The organism is Spirulina major PCC 6313, assembly GCF_001890765.1.
GTDB classification, from domain to species: domain Bacteria; phylum Cyanobacteriota; class Cyanobacteriia; order Cyanobacteriales; family Spirulinaceae; genus Spirulina; species Spirulina major.
The window spans coordinates 1,570,729-1,588,082 of the sequence record NZ_KV878783.1 but is presented as its reverse complement, the minus strand read 5'-3'; the positions used below and the strand labels follow the sequence as shown (position 1 = coordinate 1,588,082).

Sequence of the window (17,354 nt, the reverse complement as noted above, 5' to 3'; positions counted from 1 at the left end):
CAGTTGGGATCAAGCGGGATGGGCTGAGGGTTGATGCACCGGGGTTAGGGGGATAGGGTTTGGAGACAGGTTTGGATGGTGTGGAAGTGCGATCGCACTTCCCCGGAGAGCAATAAACGCCGCGCCTCCGCAAAGCCCGCTTCTAGGGAATCACACCGCCCACACCGCCACAAATAAAAGCCCCCATTCCAGATCACAGCCCGAAGATCAGCGGTTTCCGGGTCGTGAAGAATGTGGTGGAGTTGAGCGATCGCCTCCCCTTCCGTGGTCAGGGGCCATTCTGTCCCCCCAAAGCCATAATCACGGGCATGGAGTTTGTAGCGCGTTGGGGCGGTCTGACCCGGATCACTGTAACTGAGGATGGCGGTGCGATCGCACGGGAGATCCAAACTTCCCTCTAAACCCTTGATCAATGTATAGTGCGTCACGCCTCGCAACGCCAACGCCCCTTGAATAAACTGCTCCGTCGGCGGATGCACAAACCCCGCCACCGCATGTACTACCCCCGCGTAGGGTGTCCACATTAACTCCACCGTCGCCAAGGGGGGCCGTTTTCCGATTTGGTCGCGGTAGTTATTGAGGGCTTGGGTTTGGGGGAAATGGTGCGGTGTGTAGAAAAAGGTGAAATTTGTTGTTGTTAACAGGGTTTGCACCTGGGCGCGATCGAGGTTGGTGAAATCTAACCCCAGCCCTTGCCCTGTGGTCAGCACCGGCAGCCCGTATTTTGTGGCGATGCGATCGCTACCATGGAGCAACACCGGCACACCCGCCGCCGAGAGAATCAACGCCGTGCAAATCGTCACCGGTAACGTGCGCGATCGCCCATCGTAGGGCGTGCTCAAAATCACCAGCGGCTGACCCAAATTCAAATCGGGCAACGGTGGACAGAGAGCATCATAGGCATCGAGAATCCCGGCTAATTCTGTGGGGGTGGGGCGTTTAATCCGGTGCGCGATCAAAAAGGCCCCAATTTGGGCCGGGGTTGCCTCCCCGGTCAACATCATCCGGGCAGCGTCGGCAGCTTCGGTGCGGGTTAAATCTTTACTGGTATGGGGGCCGCTTCCGACTTTTTTGAGAAGGGCACGAAACGCTACGCTCATGGGTGCTGTTACTGACGATGGGGTTTCTTTCCACTGTACAGTTAACCCCGATTGGGTGTGTTGCCTGTGATTCAAATGTTGCAAGGAATCATTCTAAACCTGCAACGGTGAGGGGCGATCGGTGGGGTTGATGGTGCGAGGAAAGGGGATGGACTAAGGACTTTTGTACTAAGTCGCGGAAATAGGCGATCGGGGGAATGCTGAGGCGGTCTTGGGTGGTGACGCATACCACTTGCCGAGTCAGGCTTTGGTCATCGGCGGGGGCAAGGCCGAGGGGAGGCGGCATAGCGATCGCATCGGAGGCCAGCGATCGCACCGCCAAACTCGGATCATTAGCCACTTCCACTAGGGCGGAATGGGGCAACAGGGCGATTAATTGCCCCTGACGCACCACCCCCCGAAACGCATCAAGGGTGTTGAGTTCGAGCACAGCGTGGAGTTCTGCCCCCAGTTGATGAAACCGTTCTTGCACCAGCCGCTGCATCCCATAGCCATCTTTAAACACCACTTGGGGATAGCGGACTAATTCTGACCAAGGCACGGTGGCGTATTGGGCGAGGGGATGGCTTGCGGCCATGAGGACTTCGACGGATTCTTCATAGAGCACATCCACGACAATTTCCGGGGAGGTGGTTAAAAACCGATTATTCATCACGATCGCTAAATCCACGAGGTTATCCCGCAGGACTTTCAAGGCGCGATCGCTCCCCAAGGCCGTCACCCGTAACTGCACCTCCGGATAGACCCGACAAAACTGCTGCAAAATCGGCGGTAAATAATGGGAACAGACCGAATGAATCGCCGCAATACAAAGCTCTGGCTGTTTGCCTTCCCGTAACTCCGTGAGTTCTGCGATCGCCGTCTGCCACTCCTGACACACCCGCTGCGCCCTAGGGAAAAATCGCTCCCCCGCCAAGGTCAACTTGGCCTGATTACTGCGATGAAACAGCGGCAAGCCCACCTCAGCTTCCAACGCCTGAATTTGGCGACTAATCGTCGATTGGGTAATTCCGCAATCCCGTGCAGCTTGACCAAAATTCCCCGTCTTGACGATGGCTAAAAATGCCTGCACTTGCTCAATTCGCATTGTCGCCCCAGAATCATGAATAATCCCACAGCATGGCAGTCTTCGCTCCATCCACAAAACAGCAACATGGGCGAGACCTCCCCTCTGTTCAGCTTGGCGGTGTTTCGGAACCCCGTCCATGGAGAAATCTAAATCGTTTCATTCACCACACTGTAACCATTACAACAATACCGAGCGAAGCCCCCTCGCTAATGTAGAGGGTGATACACTCTCTCAAAATATTCACCGAATATAGATTGCTCATTCTGGCAATCTTCCGCGCACTGTCCCGCTAGCCGGTTGAACCACTGTGAACGCCAAATCAGATCCAGGATTTACCCTCGTTGAACTCCTCGTCGTTATTGTCTTGCTCGGTATTTTAGGGCTGTTGGTGAGTGCAACCTGGTTGGGATTTGTGCAACGCCAACGGTTGAACCAGGGCAGCGATCGCCTCTTTCGCACCCTCAAAATTGCCCACGAAACTGCCCGCTACAGCCACATCTCCCAACAAATCAGCATCCGCCAAACCCCCACCCACGTCGAATTCATCACCCACCCCGCCGACGCGGCTCATTTCGTCCCCCCCGACCTCTGGCAAAATTCCACCCTCTGGAGCCGCCTCGATTCCTCAATTCTTGTGGATCAAACCAACGGACGCGGTGACAATGAAACCACCTTCCGACGCGATACGATCGACGGCATCACCACCTGGCGCGTTATCTTCAATCCCCACGGTTGCCCCGTTTACGAACCTGAGGATATGTGTACCGAAGCCCCCCACGTTAAAGGCCGCCTCGGTTTGAAGTCAGTCCACGCTCCCACTGCCAATGATGCCCAAATCCTGCGCCGCTGTGTGATTCTCTCCACCATGCTCGGAGCCATGCGCCAAGGCACGAATCAACCTAAACCCGACGACGGGAAATATTGTTATTAATCTATTGTGATTAATCAAGGGATGGGCGGCGATCGCCTCACGGTGGCCAGCCTTCGATACAATTCTGAACGTGAACCCTAGACGCGATCGCCCATGAATTTACCCCTAATATCCAACGCCAACACCGAAAAACGTCTCCTCGCGGCTACCCGTACCGGTGAATTTAGCCAACCCATCCGGCTTTACTATCGCATCAGCAAACAAAAAACCGTATTAGGAGCATTAAAAAAACTGCGGTGTGTCTATTACGAAAAACCGCTCAAACGCTGGCGTTGGATGTATGAATACGAAGCCAAAAAAATTCGCTTTGATATCCCATATCAAAAAGTTCCGAAAGAACATCGCCCGCTCATTCTCGGTGACTTCTTTTTTCCGAGCGAGACGGAAATGGTCATTGATTTACGCTCCTTTCAGCGGGCAACAGAAGCGATCGTCTTTTTTGATCGGCGGATTAACCGGCGTGTGGCAACCTTAGAGCGGGTACGTCTGGTCAATCAACTCTTTGATGGCAATCAACCCGATACCATCGAACAACTCACCCCGCCCTATGATCACTTTTTTGAACATCGGGATGATATCTATATTCCGGACATTGCCAAAATGGAAGCGGACATGGATGCCATTACCGCCCAATATCCTGATGATTGGGAGCAACGCAGTGAAGCATTCACGGCCTATCTCGAAGCCAACACACCGCAGAAAAGTCCGTTAATTGAAGAATTACCCGCCAATTTTTACGAAGACGGGATCGAGAGTTTAGCCATCGCTTTAGCCATGCGCACGATGGAAGCAAAAGCCCATTGGGATGGGGACGAATCGTTTACCAAAATGGATGTCATGGATCAGTTTGCCGCTTGGATGGCGGATGAACTGGAGGATGAACTGGAGGATGAACTGATGGAACTGGGGAACGAAGCATCAGCCGAGTCTACGGTTGATGTGGCAAGTGAGGCGGTGAGCGAGGAAGAATAGAGAACTGTCACAGGGGGCGCGATCGCACCCCCTGCCGCCGCTTAGGTTCAAAGTAATGTTGTTCTGCAAATCCATGCCTGCCCCTGATTTTTACCCCGATCGCCAAAATCCCCTCTTCACTCGCCTCTTTCAAAGCCTGTCCTATCCGTTGGCCTGGTGGAAGTATCAAATGCGGTTGCGGATCAGTATTGAGGATGTGGCGAAACTGAAAGTCCTGCGGGGCGATCGCGTCATCCTGATGCCCAATCACCCCACCTTTGATGATCCGATTGTGTTATTTCTACTCTCGACGCGGGCAGGGGAATTGTTTCACTTTCTCTCGGCCTATGCAAATTTTAAAGGCTTGCAAACCAAGCTGATGCAATATTTAGGAACCTATTCGATTAAACGGGGAGTGGGCGATCGCACCAGTATCGCCTACACGCTGAAATTACTCGAAACCCATGCCCGCTGCCGTCTGGTAATTTTTCCAGAAGGGGGCTGCTCGTTTCAAAATGATACAGTGATGACCTTCCGACCCGGTGCGGTGCAACTAGCAATGCAGGCCATGGCCCGGATTATAAAAAAAACAAAAACCGTTCCTAACTTTTACCTGCTGCCGGTGAGTGTGAAATATTACTACACGCGCCCGATGAATTGGGCAATTGAACAGTCGTTAATTGGCTTGGAAACGGCCCTCAACATTACGCCGCCGGATCTCAATTTCTACCCTCGGTTGCGAGGCATTGGAGAGGCGGTATCACGACAGTTTGAGCAGGAATATTTTGGCCATGAATTGGAGGGGAGTTTAAACGATCGCATCGCCCAAATTCGCGCCCAAATGTTGACGATCTGCGAGCAAGAAATCGGTCTCGAACCGATGCCCAGCCTCCCCCTGCGCGAGCGTGTCTACCGTGTGCAAGCGATCGTCGAAGAACAGGAAAACCCCAGCCCAGAACACCGCCGCATTTATCGGGGGACGGTGCGTTTGTTGAATTTTGACTCGCTCTATGATGGCTATGTGGCGGCTGTGCCTACGCCGGAGCGATTTTTAGACACCTTGACGCGCTTAGAGCGGGAGGTGTTCAATATTGACAAACCGAAGCCCAAAGGCGATCGCTTTGCCTATGTGAAGGTGGGTGATCCGATTAATTTGGCGGATTATCTGGCGGACTATCAGCGCGATCGCACCGCCACCATTGACCACCTCACCGCCACGATGCAGGGCATCGTCCAGCAAAATGTCGATCAAATTTCTGCCCAACTTCATCAGTCTGCCTAAATTTCGCTCTACACTGAGATTGAGAGAGAGTCAGCGAGATGGTTGCAAGTCTTCCGTTGAGAAGGCTTGAGGAAAGTCCGGACTCCCGAAAGACCAGACTTGCTGGGTAACCCCCAGTGCGTGCGAGCGTGAGGATAGTGCCACAGAAACATACCGCCTTTAAAAGGCAGAAGGCAGAAGGCAGAAGGCAGAATTCTTGTGATTCGTCCTTCCTCGCTCATCCTTCATCCTTCAAAAGGTAAGGGTGCAAAGGTGCGGTAAGAGCGCACCAGCAACATCGAGAGGTGTTGGCTCGGTAAACCCCGGTCGGGAGCAAGGTCGCAGGGAGTAGGGTTGGTCTTTTTCCCGTCCCGTTTTTGGAGAACCGCTTGAGGGATTTGGCAACAAGTCTCCCAGATAGATAACCGTCCTCAGAACAGAATCCGGCTTATGTCTGGCTCTCTCTCTTTCCACCCCTAGCCAGATTTGCTCATGATTGAAGCCGCCGAATATCAGCACCGCCGCGATCGCATCATGGCGAAAATCGGTCAAGGAACCGCGATTTTTCGCAGTGCGCCCCTGGCCGTTATGCACAATGACGTGGAGCATCCCTTTCGCCAAGAGAGTGATTTTTACTACGTCACCGGGTTTAACGAACCTAACGCCGTCGCTGTCCTCGCGCCCCACCATGAGGAACACCGCTACATCCTTTTTGTGCAACCCAAAGACCCCGATAAGGAGACCTGGACGGGCTATATTACCGGCGTTGAAGCGGCCAAGGAAAAATACGGCGCGGATGTGGTGTATCCCATTGGCGAATTGAGTGAGCATTTACCGCAGTATCTGGCGAAGTGCGATCGCCTTTACTACCACTTCGGCCGCGATGAAGCCTTTAACCACACCATTCTCCGCCACTGGCAACGCTGTATCCGTCTCTTCGCCAAAAACGGTTATGGCCCCACCGGCATCGAGGATACGACCTTCATCCTTAATCCCCTCCGCGTTGTCAAAACCGAGGCCGAACTCAACGCCCTCCGCCACGCGGCTGATGTGTCCGTTCTCGCCCATAATCGCGCCCGCGACTTGGCTAAACCGGGTGTGTATGAATACCAAGTTCAAGCCGAAATTGAATATACCTTTGCCCGCAACGGCATGACCCCCGCCTATCCGTCCATCGTGGCGGGGGGCGAAAATGCCTGTATTCTCCACTACATCGAGAATAATCGTCAGCTTCAGGATGGGGATTTGCTGCTCATTGATGCGGGGGGAGCGTATCAATATTACAACGCCGATATTACCCGCACGTTCGCCGTGAATGGGACATTCACGAAACAACAACAAGCGATCTATGAGTTAGTGTTAGCCGCTCAGGAAAAAGCGATCGCTGAAGTCCAACCCGGCAACCCCTACAACAGCTTTCACGACATCGCCGTCTGTGTTCTCGTCCAAGGTCTGCTTGATTTTGGACTCCTCCAAGGCGATCTTGATGAATTAATCGCCGAGGAAAAATACAAGCCCTTCTATATGCACCGCACCGGCCATTGGCTCGGCCTTGATGTTCACGACGCGGGCCCCTACAAAGTCACCGAAGACCAGTGGTACAGCTTCCAACCTGGCAACCTTGTCACCGTCGAACCCGGCATCTACATTGGCCCCAACATCAAACCCGCCGAAGGCCAGCCAGAAATCCCGACAGAATGGCGCGGCATTGGCATCCGCATCGAAGATGATGTCCTCGTTACGGCGAACGGAAATGAAGTGTTAACCGCAGGAGTTCCGAAGTAGTTGCGAATCTAATGCTCAAACGTAGTGCCGTGCCACAGCTAAAACAGTGATTTAAAACAGATTAGCGCACCCTGAGCTTGGTGATCTGTAGCTCGATAGCTCGATTTTTGCTCATGGATATTACGAATGTAAAGCGTAAAGCCCCCGTTTTCCAAACGGGGGATATAAGCGAAGGGCTGAATTTATTCAGCCGTGATACCGAGGTATCATAGCAACCATGAAAACGCTCAAGTTCAAGCTCTACCAACACAAGCGAAATCGATACCTCAAGCGGACAATCAATGCCGCAGGGCGTATCTACAACCATTGTGTTGCCCTCCACAAACGGTACTACCGAATGTGGGGCAAGCACTTGAACTGCGCCCGACTGCAAAAACACATCGCCAAGCTTCGGAAACGGAACCCCTGGTGGTTGCAGGTGGGTTCTCAAGCCGTACAGGATATCTGCCAACGAATTGAGAAAGCCTATCAACTGTTCTTCAAACACAAAGATAGAAGCGTTCGACCGCCCAACTTCAAGAAGACCCGAAAGTACAAATCCTTCACCCTCAAGCAAGCTGGGTACAAATTCCTCGGTGGCAACCGGGTCAGGATTGGGAACAAAGTCTATCAATATTGGCACTCTCGCCCCATTGAGGGCAAGGTCAAGACCGTGACGATTAAACGAACTCCCTTGGGAGAACTGTTCATGATTGTCACTGTCGATACCCTGTCAGAACCCCAAGTCAAAACCGAGACAGGTAACATTGCTGGTTTTGATTTTGGACTTAAGACGTTTCTGACCTGTTCTGAGGGATTCAATCTTGATGCCCCCTTGTTCTTCAAGCAGTCACTTAACTCGGTTCGCAAAGCGAGTCGAGAGTTGTCCCGTAAGCAAAAGGGTTCAGCCCATCGGGAACGTGCCCGATTAAACTTATCCCGCAAGCATGAAGATATTGCCCATCGACGGCGGGACTGGTTTTGGAAGTTAGCCCATCAACTGACGAATCAGTTTGATATGCTGTGTTTTGAAACCTTGAACCTCAAGGCGATGCAGCGGCTCTGGGGGCGTAAGGTGAGTGATTTGGCGTTTCGGGAGTTTCTGCAAATCCTGGAGTGGGTGGCGACGAAGAAGGGGAAGCGGGTGGTCTATGTTGACCGCTGGTTCCCTTCGAGCAAGGCCTGTTCAAGTTGTGGTCATATTTTGGAGCATCTGGATTTAGAGACTCGCCATTGGCGGTGTCCCAGTTGCTCGGCAGAGAATGACCGGGATGAGAATGCGGCGATGAATATTAAAGTGGCTGGGGCTTCAGCCATTGGGTTAGGTGATGTCAGACAGGCGTTGCCTGCTATTGCTGTTTGATCCCAGAATCCCCCGTTTTCTAAACGGGGGAGTAAGTCAATTTCTGGGGTTAGTATCAATGCAAACCCTTAAGTTTTCTTGATTTGCTGAGAACTAAAGGGTGGGTTCTCAGTATTTTTTCGGAAATGCTTTGGGATGTTTCCGTGTATTTACGGTCTTTGGTGAGTCGAGAGCCAAAATGTGAAGTTAAGTGTTTTTTCTGCATTGCAGCCAGGTTCTTATGAGTTCACGTTTTCACAGTGTATTCACTGAGACTAAACAGAGGCTTTATAAAATGGCTGTAATTCAATCAAGACTGTGTAAAGTTATGCAGAATGGGTAGTGCGATCGTGAGCGTCTCAATTATTCTTGTAGGTGTCGGAGGGATAACCATGTAGTCGTACTCAAGCATGACATCCCAATCGCCTAAGACGCACTAGGCTCAACCCATTTAAAGTCATAACAGGGATGACTTTGGGATAAATTTCAAACTGATATAGGAGTGATGATGTCATGAATATTAAATATGGAAGCGCTTTATTAATCGCAGGATTAGCAGCAGCGAGTGCTGCGATCGCAACCCCCCAAGCCGCCCAAGCCTTCACTTGGAACTACGGCATGGATTCGAGCGCAGATGGAACCGGACTGTTGTTCGGCACAACCAACAAGTACGGAGTAGGTCTCAACAGCCACTACGAAGCCTTCGGCATGGCCTACACCGCCAATGAAGACACCGTCACCTTCGCCTTCAACGCCAACTTTGGGATTAATGGCAGCTCTTATTCCCGTGCTGCGGACGGCAATATTGGCTGGGGTGATATGTTCCTCAACCTCGATCCGACGAAAAGCTTCACACAAGCTAAAACAGACGGTGATGTCCTCGGAATTCGATTTGCAGGCAGTAATGATTCCGGTATTGCTGCGGGGGAAACCGGGGTCTACAGTAACATCTCCACCATGAATGTCACCCAAGACAATGCGGGCTGGAGTGACTACGGCAGCTACAACAACTACGTCAATAAACGGGGTTCGGTCGAACTCATTGACGGTATGACAACAGCCCAAGCCCAGGGCTACCTCGGCAGCCATGGCCAAAGCGTGATGAGTTCCGGGACGAAAGTGGGCAACATCACCGTCTTAGATAAAACGGCTCTGACGGGAATGGGTCTCGATTTTGGCAGCCAAGGCGGACAAAATGGAGCAGAAGTGTTGGGCTTCAGCTTTGCGCGTTCCCTGTTGCCCGGTGGTGAATTGAACTGGATTGCTCATGTGATGGCAGAATGTGCCAACGATACCGTGGGCATGACGGGTGACTTTGCGGCTGTCCCGCCGCCGTCAACGCCGGTTGGTGGTCAGCCGAAGAAAGAAACTGGCACACCGGAACCGGGAACCATTCTTGGTGGGATTGTGGCGTTAACCTCAATCTTTAAGGCAAAGCAGCAGGCGAAGAAAGCCTAAGTGTGAGGTCTCCTACTCCAAGAGTTCAAGAATCCTAAGCAAAAGCGATGCTATCTGTTAGCGTCGCTTTTGCCTATGACGGGGAAGGCGATCGCGCCCTCTCCCACCCAACCCACGGCTTATACACAAATCGATCTTCAATGTGAACACCCTGACTTGATCCCCCTAACCACCCTACTTAACAAGAGGGATTTAGGGGGATCAAATCCTGGCCAGATCAACTATTGAGAGTTATGTCTAAGCAGTAGCCCGCCCAACAAATACCCCAACCCTAGTCAAGACTTCCTGAGAAACGTTAACATTAGTTAATATATAAACTATGCAATTGCCAATAAAACCCGATTTAACATCGTACTAACTTCCCACGACGGCCCGTTCTGCCTCGTATCCCTCTCTCTACATCGCACATTCACCTATTAGGAGTTCAATCGCGTGAACAACAGCAAGAACAAAAAATGGCGTAATGCGGGACTGTACGTTCTCCTCGTCATCGTCCTGCTCGCCCTCGGCTCGGCTCTCTTCGACAGCCCCCGCGAAAGCAAAGAAGTTTGGAAATATAGCCGCCTCATCCAAGAAGTTCAAACCGGCAAGATCGAAACGATTAAACTCTCCTCCGATCGCTCCCAAGCCCTCGTCACCGCCCAAGACGGCGCACAGGTGCTCGTCAATCTGCCCAATGACCCCGAACTGATCAACATCCTCACCACAAACAATGTTGATATTGCCGTTCAACCCCCCAAAGATGACGGCGTGTGGTTCCGCGTTCTCAGCAGCCTCTTTGTTCCGGCCCTCTTGCTGATTGGTCTCTTCTTCCTCGTGCGGCGTGCCTCTAGCGGCCCCGGCTCCCAAGCGATGAACTTCGGGAAATCCAAAGCCCGCGTCCAAATGGAACCCCAAACCCAAGTCACCTTTGGTGATGTCGCTGGCATCGAACAAGCCAAACTCGAACTCACCGAAGTGGTGGACTTCCTCAAAAACGCCGATCGCTTCACCGCCATCGGCGCGAAAATCCCCAAAGGGGTGCTCCTCGTCGGCCCGCCCGGAACCGGTAAAACCCTCCTCGCCCGTGCCGTCGCCGGTGAAGCCGGTGTGCCTTTCTTCAGCATCTCCGGGTCGGAATTCGTGGAAATGTTCGTCGGGGTTGGTGCATCCCGCGTCCGTGACCTCTTTGAGCAAGCCAAAGCGAGCGCCCCTTGTATCGTCTTCATCGATGAAATTGACGCTGTGGGTCGCAGCCGGGGCGCAGGTCTAGGCGGCGGGAACGATGAACGGGAACAAACCCTCAACCAACTCCTGACGGAAATGGACGGGTTTGAAGGCAACACCGGTATCATCATCATCGCCGCCACCAACCGCCCCGATGTGCTGGATGCGGCCCTGTTGCGTCCCGGTCGTTTTGACCGCCAAGTGGTGGTGGATCGCCCCGACTACGCCGGTCGCAGTGAGATCCTCAATGTCCACGCTCGTGGTAAAACCCTGTCTAAGGATGTGGATCTCGACAAGATCGCCCGCCGTACCCCTGGCTTCACCGGGGCAGACCTCTCCAACCTCCTCAACGAAGCCGCGATTCTCGCCGCTCGCCGTAACCTGACTGAGATTTCCATGGATGAGGTGAATGATGCGATCGATCGCGTCCTCGCCGGGCCGGAGAAGAAAGACCGCGTTATGAGCGAGAAGCGCAAAACCCTCGTGGCTTACCATGAAGCCGGTCACGCCCTCGTTGGTGCCCTGATGCCGGACTATGACCCGGTGCAAAAAATCAGCATCATCCCCCGCGGCCGGGCCGGTGGCTTAACCTGGTTCACCCCCAGCGAAGACCGCATGGATTCCGGTCTTTATTCCCGCTCTTACCTGCAAAATCAAATGGCTGTGGCCCTCGGTGGTCGGATCGCTGAAGAAATCATCTTTGGTGAAGAAGAAGTGACCACGGGTGCATCCAACGATTTACAACAGGTGGCACGGGTGGCCCGCCAAATGGTGACACGCTTCGGCATGAGTGACCAACTCGGCCCCGTGGCCTTGGGTCGTCAATCGGGGAATGTGTTCCTCGGTCGTGACATTGCCTCCGATCGCGACTTCTCCGATGAGACCGCTGCTGTGATTGATGAAGAGGTGCGCAAGTTGGTAGACCGTGCCTACGATCGCGCCAAAGAAGTGCTCACGGATAACCGCCACGTTCTCGATAAACTCGCGGAAGTGCTGGTGGAAAAAGAAACCGTGGACTCCGAAGAGTTACAAGCGATTCTCGATAGCAACGAAGTCAAAATGGCGACGTTGGTGTAGGAATCGCCTCCAGCGCGGGTCTGATCTCATCCCTAGACCCTGAATCCCCATGAATACCAGGGAAGTCTGATGGCTTCCCTGGTATTTTTAAACTATGCCCGATCGCTGTCCCTCTTCTCCCTCATTATGCGTAACAGCCCTCCCCTAATTCAGTGGTATCCCGGCCACATTGCCAAAGCCGAACGCCAACTTAAAGAACAACTTAAACATGTGGATGTGGTGTTTGAGGTGCTTGATGCGCGCATCCCCCTCGCGTCGCAGCATCCCGATGTCGCCGAGTGGATCGGGGAGAAGCCCCGCATTCTGTTGCTCAATCGGGTGGATATGATTCCGAAACCTTTGAAAGCAGCATGGGAGGCGTGGTTTAAGACCCAAGGAGAGGTGGTGTATTGGACAAGTGCTAAACAGGGGAAGGGACTCCGCCCGGTCTTGAAAACGGCGCAGACGGTGGGGATCGCAGTGAATGAGCGTCGCTTGCAGCGCGGGATGCGATCGCGCCCCGTGCGAGCGGTGGTGATTGGCTTTCCCAACGTGGGCAAATCCGCCTTAATTAACCGACTGGTGAACCGAAAAGCGGTGAAAAGTGCGCGGCGGGCGGGGGTGACGCGGCAACTACAATGGGTGAAAATTTCCGATGAAATTCAACTCCTCGATGCACCAGGGGTGATTCCCTGGAAACTCGACAACCAAGAGGATGCGATCAAACTCGCGATCTGTGAAGATATTGGTGAGGCCGCCTATAACAATGAAAAAGTGGCGGAGCGGATGGTGGACTTGTTGAAAGCGTTGGCGATGGAGGGGGTACTGGGCGATCGCTACTCCGTCCCCGTCGAAAATGACAACGGCGAAGCCTATCTTCATCGCCTCGCCCACGCCCGCTATCTCGGTGATACCGAACGGGTCGCCGTGCTGATGCTCAATGATTTTCGGCGCGGCGATCTCGGCGAAATTCCCCTCGAACTGCCCCCGACCCTGGAACCTGCCTCCGATCCTCTCGTCTGCGATCCCACTGCTGCCCAGTCCTAACCTCCCAACGATTCATGTTCAGCCCTCACCCTCTCAAATCCTGGCTCCTGCTCACCAGTCTCGGATTCAGCCTCGTTGTGTTGGGTCATCCTACCTTTGCTCAGGACGCGGCAGAAATTGACCCCCGCGATCGCCTCCTCACCACCCAGGAATGCACCGGCTGCGATCTCCGTCGCGCTGATTTACAAGGGGCAGACCTCCAAGGCGCGAATCTCCAAGGCGCAAACCTCGAATGGGCCGACCTACGCGGTGCCAAACTCAACGGCGCGAATTTAACCGGCGCGAACCTGCGATCGGCCCGCCTCAATCCCCGCCTCACCCCTGAAACCCGTCAACTCCCCCTCACCATCGACGGTATCAATCTTGACCTAATCGATCCCCAACTATTACAAAAAAATCGCCTCGATGATGAAACCTGGGAGGGTGAAATCAACTCAGAGGAACAAGGGGCCTACGATGCCCTCCAAGCCACCCTTGATCCCGATGTCGTTGAGCAACCCGGCAACGCTGCCGAACTCGCCGAATTCAATCGCCTCCGCAGCGAAGCCCTCCGCTTGCGTGGGGTGGCTACCCAACTCAACGGCGCGATTCTCACCGATGCCAACCTCAACAACGCTAACCTTGACGGGGTGAAACTCGTCGGTGCAACACTGTTGCGGACGAATTTATCGAGCGCAACAGTGTTGCGGGGGAATGTCTTTGGTGCAGATTTAACCGATGCGAATTTGGCCCTACTCCAAGCTCCGGGGGCAATCTTTGAGCGGGCAACGTTGCGCAGGGCTGATCTACAGGCGGCTAATTTTACTCGTGCTAATTTTGCCGAGGCTGATTTTGTCGGGGCGATCGCCGATAGTGCCATTTTGACGCTGGCGAATTTGCAAGATGCGATCGCCCGCGACAGCACATTTACCGGAGCAACCTTCATCGACGCGACGCTTGAAAATTCCGATTGGCGGAGTTCTGGTTTAGGGCAAATCAAAGGTCAGCGCAGTGATTGGCAAGGGGCAGATCTACGCCGCGCCCATTTAAACATGAGCGACTTATCCGGGGCAAATTTCAGCAATGCAGACCTACGGCAGGCCAAGGTAGAAACGGTGATTCTCAACGGTGCAACCCTGGTAGGTATTAACGCCGAAACCAGCTATTTCTACGGATCATTGCTGCATCGGAGCGACTTGAGCGGGGCAAATTTCCGCCAAGCCGTGCTCCGAGAAACGGGGATCACCAACGCGGTGCTGATCGGGGCAACGTTGGCCGAAGCAGATTTACGCTCCGCTGATTTGACCGGGACAAACTGCACCTACAGCGACTTTCGCGGGGCGAATCTGGTGGGCGCAACCTTGACGGCGAGCGAGTTTGACGCGGCGAATCTTCAGGGCGCAGATTTAACCGGAGCAAGGACGGCACAGATGAGCATCACCGACGCGATTCTCAACGATACCGTGGGGTTTAAAATCCCCCCCAGCTTGGCGGAAACAGAACCCCGCCCCGGCTTAGAATTTCCCCGCCCGAAAGCGATCGCACCCTAACTCTGTGCAACTGCTCGGTTCTGGGCTGCGGCTTTGATGCAGGCGGTGTATTGCTTGTAGCCACCGGGAAACGCCACATTTAACCGCAGGGGATCGTTGCGATCGTCAGGATCGCCGGGGCCTTCTGCCACTTGTTCAACGCCGTCGATGGTGGCTAATTTCAGGGACTTGCGGTTTTTGACTTCGCCGCGCGAACTATCCACGTAAACCGTGAGATGGGGTTGCTCTGTGGCTTGGCTGATATTGTGAATCAGTTGCAAGAAGTTGCGATCGCTCCCTCCCCGCTGCACCCCGTTCGGCGTGACTCGACTCGTCACCGTATCCCCCACCCCCACCAGTAACGGCATTTTCTCCGGATCAAAATGCTCCAAAATCAAGCCTTGCAACTCCGGCAACGATGCCGGTGCTTGGCGCACATTGAATTCTGGCCCCAAGGGATAATACCCGAAATGCTGGTGATAGTAGCGATTTAGCAGTGCAACAACCCCAGCCTCTTTGATCCCGCCACGCACCATAAACTGAAAATCCGTCGTGCCAGAATCCGTCGTCGTGGCCGGGCGCAAAATGTCGTTGCCCGCCTGATCTTGGCCCAGGTTCGGCGCGTAGTGAACAAAAAAAGCATCCGTCAGGCCGCTGGCTTGAGCATCCTTGAGCAACTCTGTCATGAGGCGATGCATGGCGGTCTGGAGTTCCGGATAATGCTCACCCACAATCTCATAGGCCAGATTTAAATTCACCGTCGGGGATGCCACATTATCCAACACAGAAGCCGCCACCAACGATTCCACCCGCGTCACCCCCAAGCAAGGCAACACCACGCGCAAGCGTTGCTCCATCGCCGTGATCACTCCTTGTAAAAAGGCCAACTCTGGGTCACTCACCCCCGGATGGCTCACCATGCCCCAACGGTCTTGCCACTGTACGCCCCCCGCCGCTAAACCGGGGAGATAATGCCCCGCTGCTTTTCCCGACTGATCAGCCCCAAAGGCCCGCTCCACGATCGCATTAACCCCCCGTTTGCCCAGATGCTCCCCATTGGTCAGCACATAAAAATGGCCATCAAAGGCTTCAGTGGTGGTGATGTAGTCGGGATCAATGTGACGATTGAGGGGATCTTTGACGAGGGGCATACATACGCCATCGAGATCTTGAATAATCAGCAGGTTTTGGGTACGGCTCAGGACAGATTGAAAGTGGTCATGATCGAGGGAGTAGTGTGCATGAGCCAGGGAAGTGGCATCCATAAGTGGTGGAAGTACAAAGCATCAACGTAGTCTACCCTACCGCATTGTCTGACCATGAAAATCGCCCATCCGGAAGATGAGCGAACGAGGGATATTCTATCGAAGGGCACAGGTGCAATGGCCTCGTCTTAGCTGCTGAGTTGGGCAGTACGGACGGTGATCGTCAGGGTTTCGGTGCCACGACGCACTTTAAACCGGAGTCGGGCATTGATCCCACTTTTCTCAACAATGTTCTGGACTTCTAGGCCTTGGGTGACGCGCTGGCCGTCGATTTCGATGATCACATCCCCACGCCGTAAGCCGGCTTCGGCGGCGGGGGCGTTGGGCATCACACGCTGCACGAGGACTCCATCCACTTCCGGCAGGGCAAAGGAAGAATTGGGATCAGCATTACTGCGTTGGGCTTGGGCGGCGGTGATGTCGGACATTTCAATACCCACGTAGGGGTGAGGCACATCGCGCCCGGAGGCGAGAATGTCTTTGAGTTCTTTGGCTTTGTTGATCGGGATGGCAAAGCCGATGCCCATGGCGTTGGCGCGGATGGCGGTGTTGATGCCGATCACTTCGCCGTTGCCGTTGAGGAGGGGGCCGCCGGAGTTGCCGGGGTTGATGGCGGCATCGGTTTGGAGGAAGTTGAGGCGTTTGTCCGGGATGCCCACTTGGGAGGAGGGGCGATCGAGGGTGCTGATGATGCCGAGGGTGACGGTGTTACTCAGACCGCCGGGACTGCCGACAGCGATCGCCCAATCGCCCACTTCTAGCACATCGGAATTGCCGAGGGGGGCAACGGGCAGGTCACTAACGCGATCGCTGATCTTCACCACCGCCAAATCCGTCACCGGGTCTGTCCCCAACACCGACGCTTCAAACTCGCGCCCATCTTGGAGGGTAACATTCACTTCTTCGGCTTCACTAACCACGTGGGCATTGGTGAGAATCACCCCAGAGCGGTCAATGATGAAGCCCGATCCCTGACCTTCGATCCGCCGTTCCTGGGGCATTTGTTGGAAAAATTGATCCCCGAAAAAGTCCCGAAAGAAGGGGTCTTGCATCATCGGCGGCAAGCGATTTTCCACCGTGCGGGCAATGTTGATCTGCACGACGGCGGGGCCGGTGCGGGCGATCGCTGAGGTGACAAAGCTGCGCCGCCCAGTCGATGGTGCGGAGGTGTCCTGAGCCAGCAGGGTGGTAGGGGCAGGGGCAGCAGCCGCGTCAGGGGCAGGGCCAGCATTGGAAGCCGACACCCGCACCGTCCCAAAGGCCAGCAGACTGCCCACGAGTAAGGCCAATACGTGGGAACCGAATCTCCGGATTGCTTGAGAAATACGCATCGTTTAAGTTATCACTCGCTATAAAACTGAACCCAAGGGGCACACATCCCCCCATTTTAACGTGG

The 17,354-nt window shown here is 54.1% G+C and carries 13 protein-coding genes and 1 other RNA gene; 10 read left to right on the top strand and 4 right to left on the bottom strand.

What is annotated here, in order from left to right:
* Positions 1-44: 44 nt before the first annotated feature.
* The gene (locus SPI6313_RS06840) at positions 45-1,100 is read right to left on the bottom strand and encodes an anthranilate phosphoribosyltransferase family protein (protein WP_072620326.1); all 1,056 of its coding nucleotides are present in this window, start codon (positions 1,098-1,100) and stop codon (positions 45-47) included.
* Positions 1,101-1,188: 88 nt separating this feature from the next.
* On the bottom strand, positions 1,189-2,187 hold the full coding sequence (locus tag SPI6313_RS06835) for a LysR family transcriptional regulator (protein WP_072620325.1): 999 nt from the start codon (positions 2,185-2,187) through the stop codon (positions 1,189-1,191).
* A 289-nt stretch (positions 2,188-2,476) separates the two neighbouring features.
* Between SPI6313_RS06835 and SPI6313_RS06830 the strand changes: the two genes are divergently transcribed.
* From SPI6313_RS06830 to SPI6313_RS06785, 10 genes are all read left to right on the top strand, one after another.
* Entirely contained in the window at positions 2,477-3,100 is a 624-nt protein-coding gene (locus tag SPI6313_RS06830) for a prepilin-type N-terminal cleavage/methylation domain-containing protein (RefSeq protein ID WP_072620324.1), read from the top strand.
* A 93-nt stretch (positions 3,101-3,193) separates the two neighbouring features.
* A complete protein-coding gene (locus tag SPI6313_RS06825) occupies positions 3,194-4,072 on the top strand; it encodes a hypothetical protein (protein WP_072620323.1) in 879 nt (292 codons plus the stop codon).
* Between the two features lie 73 nt (positions 4,073-4,145).
* Positions 4,146-5,333 carry a 1-acyl-sn-glycerol-3-phosphate acyltransferase gene (locus tag SPI6313_RS06820; protein WP_072620322.1) on the top strand — a complete coding sequence of 396 codons (1,188 nt, stop codon included), beginning with the start codon at positions 4,146-4,148 and terminating at the stop codon, positions 5,331-5,333.
* A 26-nt stretch (positions 5,334-5,359) separates the two neighbouring features.
* Positions 5,360-5,778, top strand: an RNA gene (rnpB, locus tag SPI6313_RS06815) — RNase P RNA component class A.
* Between the two features lie 26 nt (positions 5,779-5,804).
* On the top strand, positions 5,805-7,097 hold the full coding sequence (locus tag SPI6313_RS06810) for an aminopeptidase P N-terminal domain-containing protein (protein ID WP_072620321.1): 1,293 nt from the start codon (positions 5,805-5,807) through the stop codon (positions 7,095-7,097).
* A 217-nt stretch (positions 7,098-7,314) separates the two neighbouring features.
* Complete coding sequence (locus SPI6313_RS06805) at positions 7,315-8,439, top strand: RNA-guided endonuclease InsQ/TnpB family protein (RefSeq protein WP_072620320.1); 1,125 nt, start codon at positions 7,315-7,317, stop codon at positions 8,437-8,439.
* Between the two features lie 492 nt (positions 8,440-8,931).
* Positions 8,932-9,876, top strand: a complete 945-nt coding sequence (locus SPI6313_RS06800) for an XDD3 family exosortase-dependent surface protein (RefSeq protein ID WP_072620319.1) — start codon at positions 8,932-8,934, stop codon at positions 9,874-9,876.
* A 432-nt stretch (positions 9,877-10,308) separates the two neighbouring features.
* On the top strand, positions 10,309-12,159 hold the full coding sequence (gene ftsH3 / locus SPI6313_RS06795) for an ATP-dependent zinc metalloprotease FtsH3 (protein ID WP_072620318.1): 1,851 nt from the start codon (positions 10,309-10,311) through the stop codon (positions 12,157-12,159).
* 126 nt (positions 12,160-12,285) lie between these two features.
* The gene (ylqF, locus tag SPI6313_RS06790) at positions 12,286-13,185 is read left to right on the top strand and encodes a ribosome biogenesis GTPase YlqF (protein ID WP_072623029.1); all 900 of its coding nucleotides are present in this window, start codon (positions 12,286-12,288) and stop codon (positions 13,183-13,185) included.
* A 14-nt stretch (positions 13,186-13,199) separates the two neighbouring features.
* A complete protein-coding gene (locus SPI6313_RS06785) occupies positions 13,200-14,714 on the top strand; it encodes a pentapeptide repeat-containing protein (protein WP_072620317.1) in 1,515 nt (504 codons plus the stop codon).
* On the opposite strand, the gene stpA is transcribed toward SPI6313_RS06785, so the two are convergent.
* Together stpA and SPI6313_RS06775 are read right to left on the bottom strand one after the other, a co-directional pair.
* The gene (gene stpA, locus SPI6313_RS06780; RefSeq protein ID WP_072620316.1) at positions 14,711-15,958 is read right to left on the bottom strand and encodes a glucosylglycerol 3-phosphatase; all 1,248 of its coding nucleotides are present in this window, start codon (positions 15,956-15,958) and stop codon (positions 14,711-14,713) included. The genes SPI6313_RS06785 and stpA overlap by 4 nt on opposite strands.
* 128 nt (positions 15,959-16,086) lie before the next feature.
* Positions 16,087-17,289: an HhoA/HhoB/HtrA family serine endopeptidase gene (locus SPI6313_RS06775; RefSeq protein ID WP_072620315.1), complete on the bottom strand. Its 1,203-nt coding sequence runs from the start codon at positions 17,287-17,289 to the stop codon at positions 16,087-16,089.
* Positions 17,290-17,354: the final 65 nt, after the last annotated feature.

Excerpts from the sequence above, each read along its gene's own strand:
- SPI6313_RS06820 (WP_072620322.1), top strand. The coding sequence starts at position 4,146 with ATGCCTGCCCCTGATTTTTACCCCGATCGCCAAAATCCCCTCTTCACT.
- SPI6313_RS06810 (WP_072620321.1), top strand. The coding sequence starts at position 5,805 with ATGATTGAAGCCGCCGAATATCAGCACCGCCGCGATCGCATCATGGCG.
- SPI6313_RS06805 (WP_072620320.1), top strand. The coding sequence starts at position 7,315 with ATGAAAACGCTCAAGTTCAAGCTCTACCAACACAAGCGAAATCGATAC.
- ylqF (WP_072623029.1), top strand. The coding sequence starts at position 12,286 with ATGCGTAACAGCCCTCCCCTAATTCAGTGGTATCCCGGCCACATTGCC.
- SPI6313_RS06835 (WP_072620325.1), bottom strand. The coding sequence starts at position 2,187 with ATGCGAATTGAGCAAGTGCAGGCATTTTTAGCCATCGTCAAGACGGGG.
- SPI6313_RS06825 (WP_072620323.1), top strand. The coding sequence starts at position 3,194 with ATGAATTTACCCCTAATATCCAACGCCAACACCGAAAAACGTCTCCTC.
- SPI6313_RS06785 (WP_072620317.1), top strand. The coding sequence starts at position 13,200 with ATGTTCAGCCCTCACCCTCTCAAATCCTGGCTCCTGCTCACCAGTCTC.
- SPI6313_RS06775 (WP_072620315.1), bottom strand. The coding sequence starts at position 17,289 with ATGCGTATTTCTCAAGCAATCCGGAGATTCGGTTCCCACGTATTGGCC.
- SPI6313_RS06800 (WP_072620319.1), top strand. The coding sequence starts at position 8,932 with ATGAATATTAAATATGGAAGCGCTTTATTAATCGCAGGATTAGCAGCA.
- stpA (WP_072620316.1), bottom strand. The coding sequence starts at position 15,958 with ATGGATGCCACTTCCCTGGCTCATGCACACTACTCCCTCGATCATGAC.
- SPI6313_RS06840 (WP_072620326.1), bottom strand. The coding sequence starts at position 1,100 with ATGAGCGTAGCGTTTCGTGCCCTTCTCAAAAAAGTCGGAAGCGGCCCC.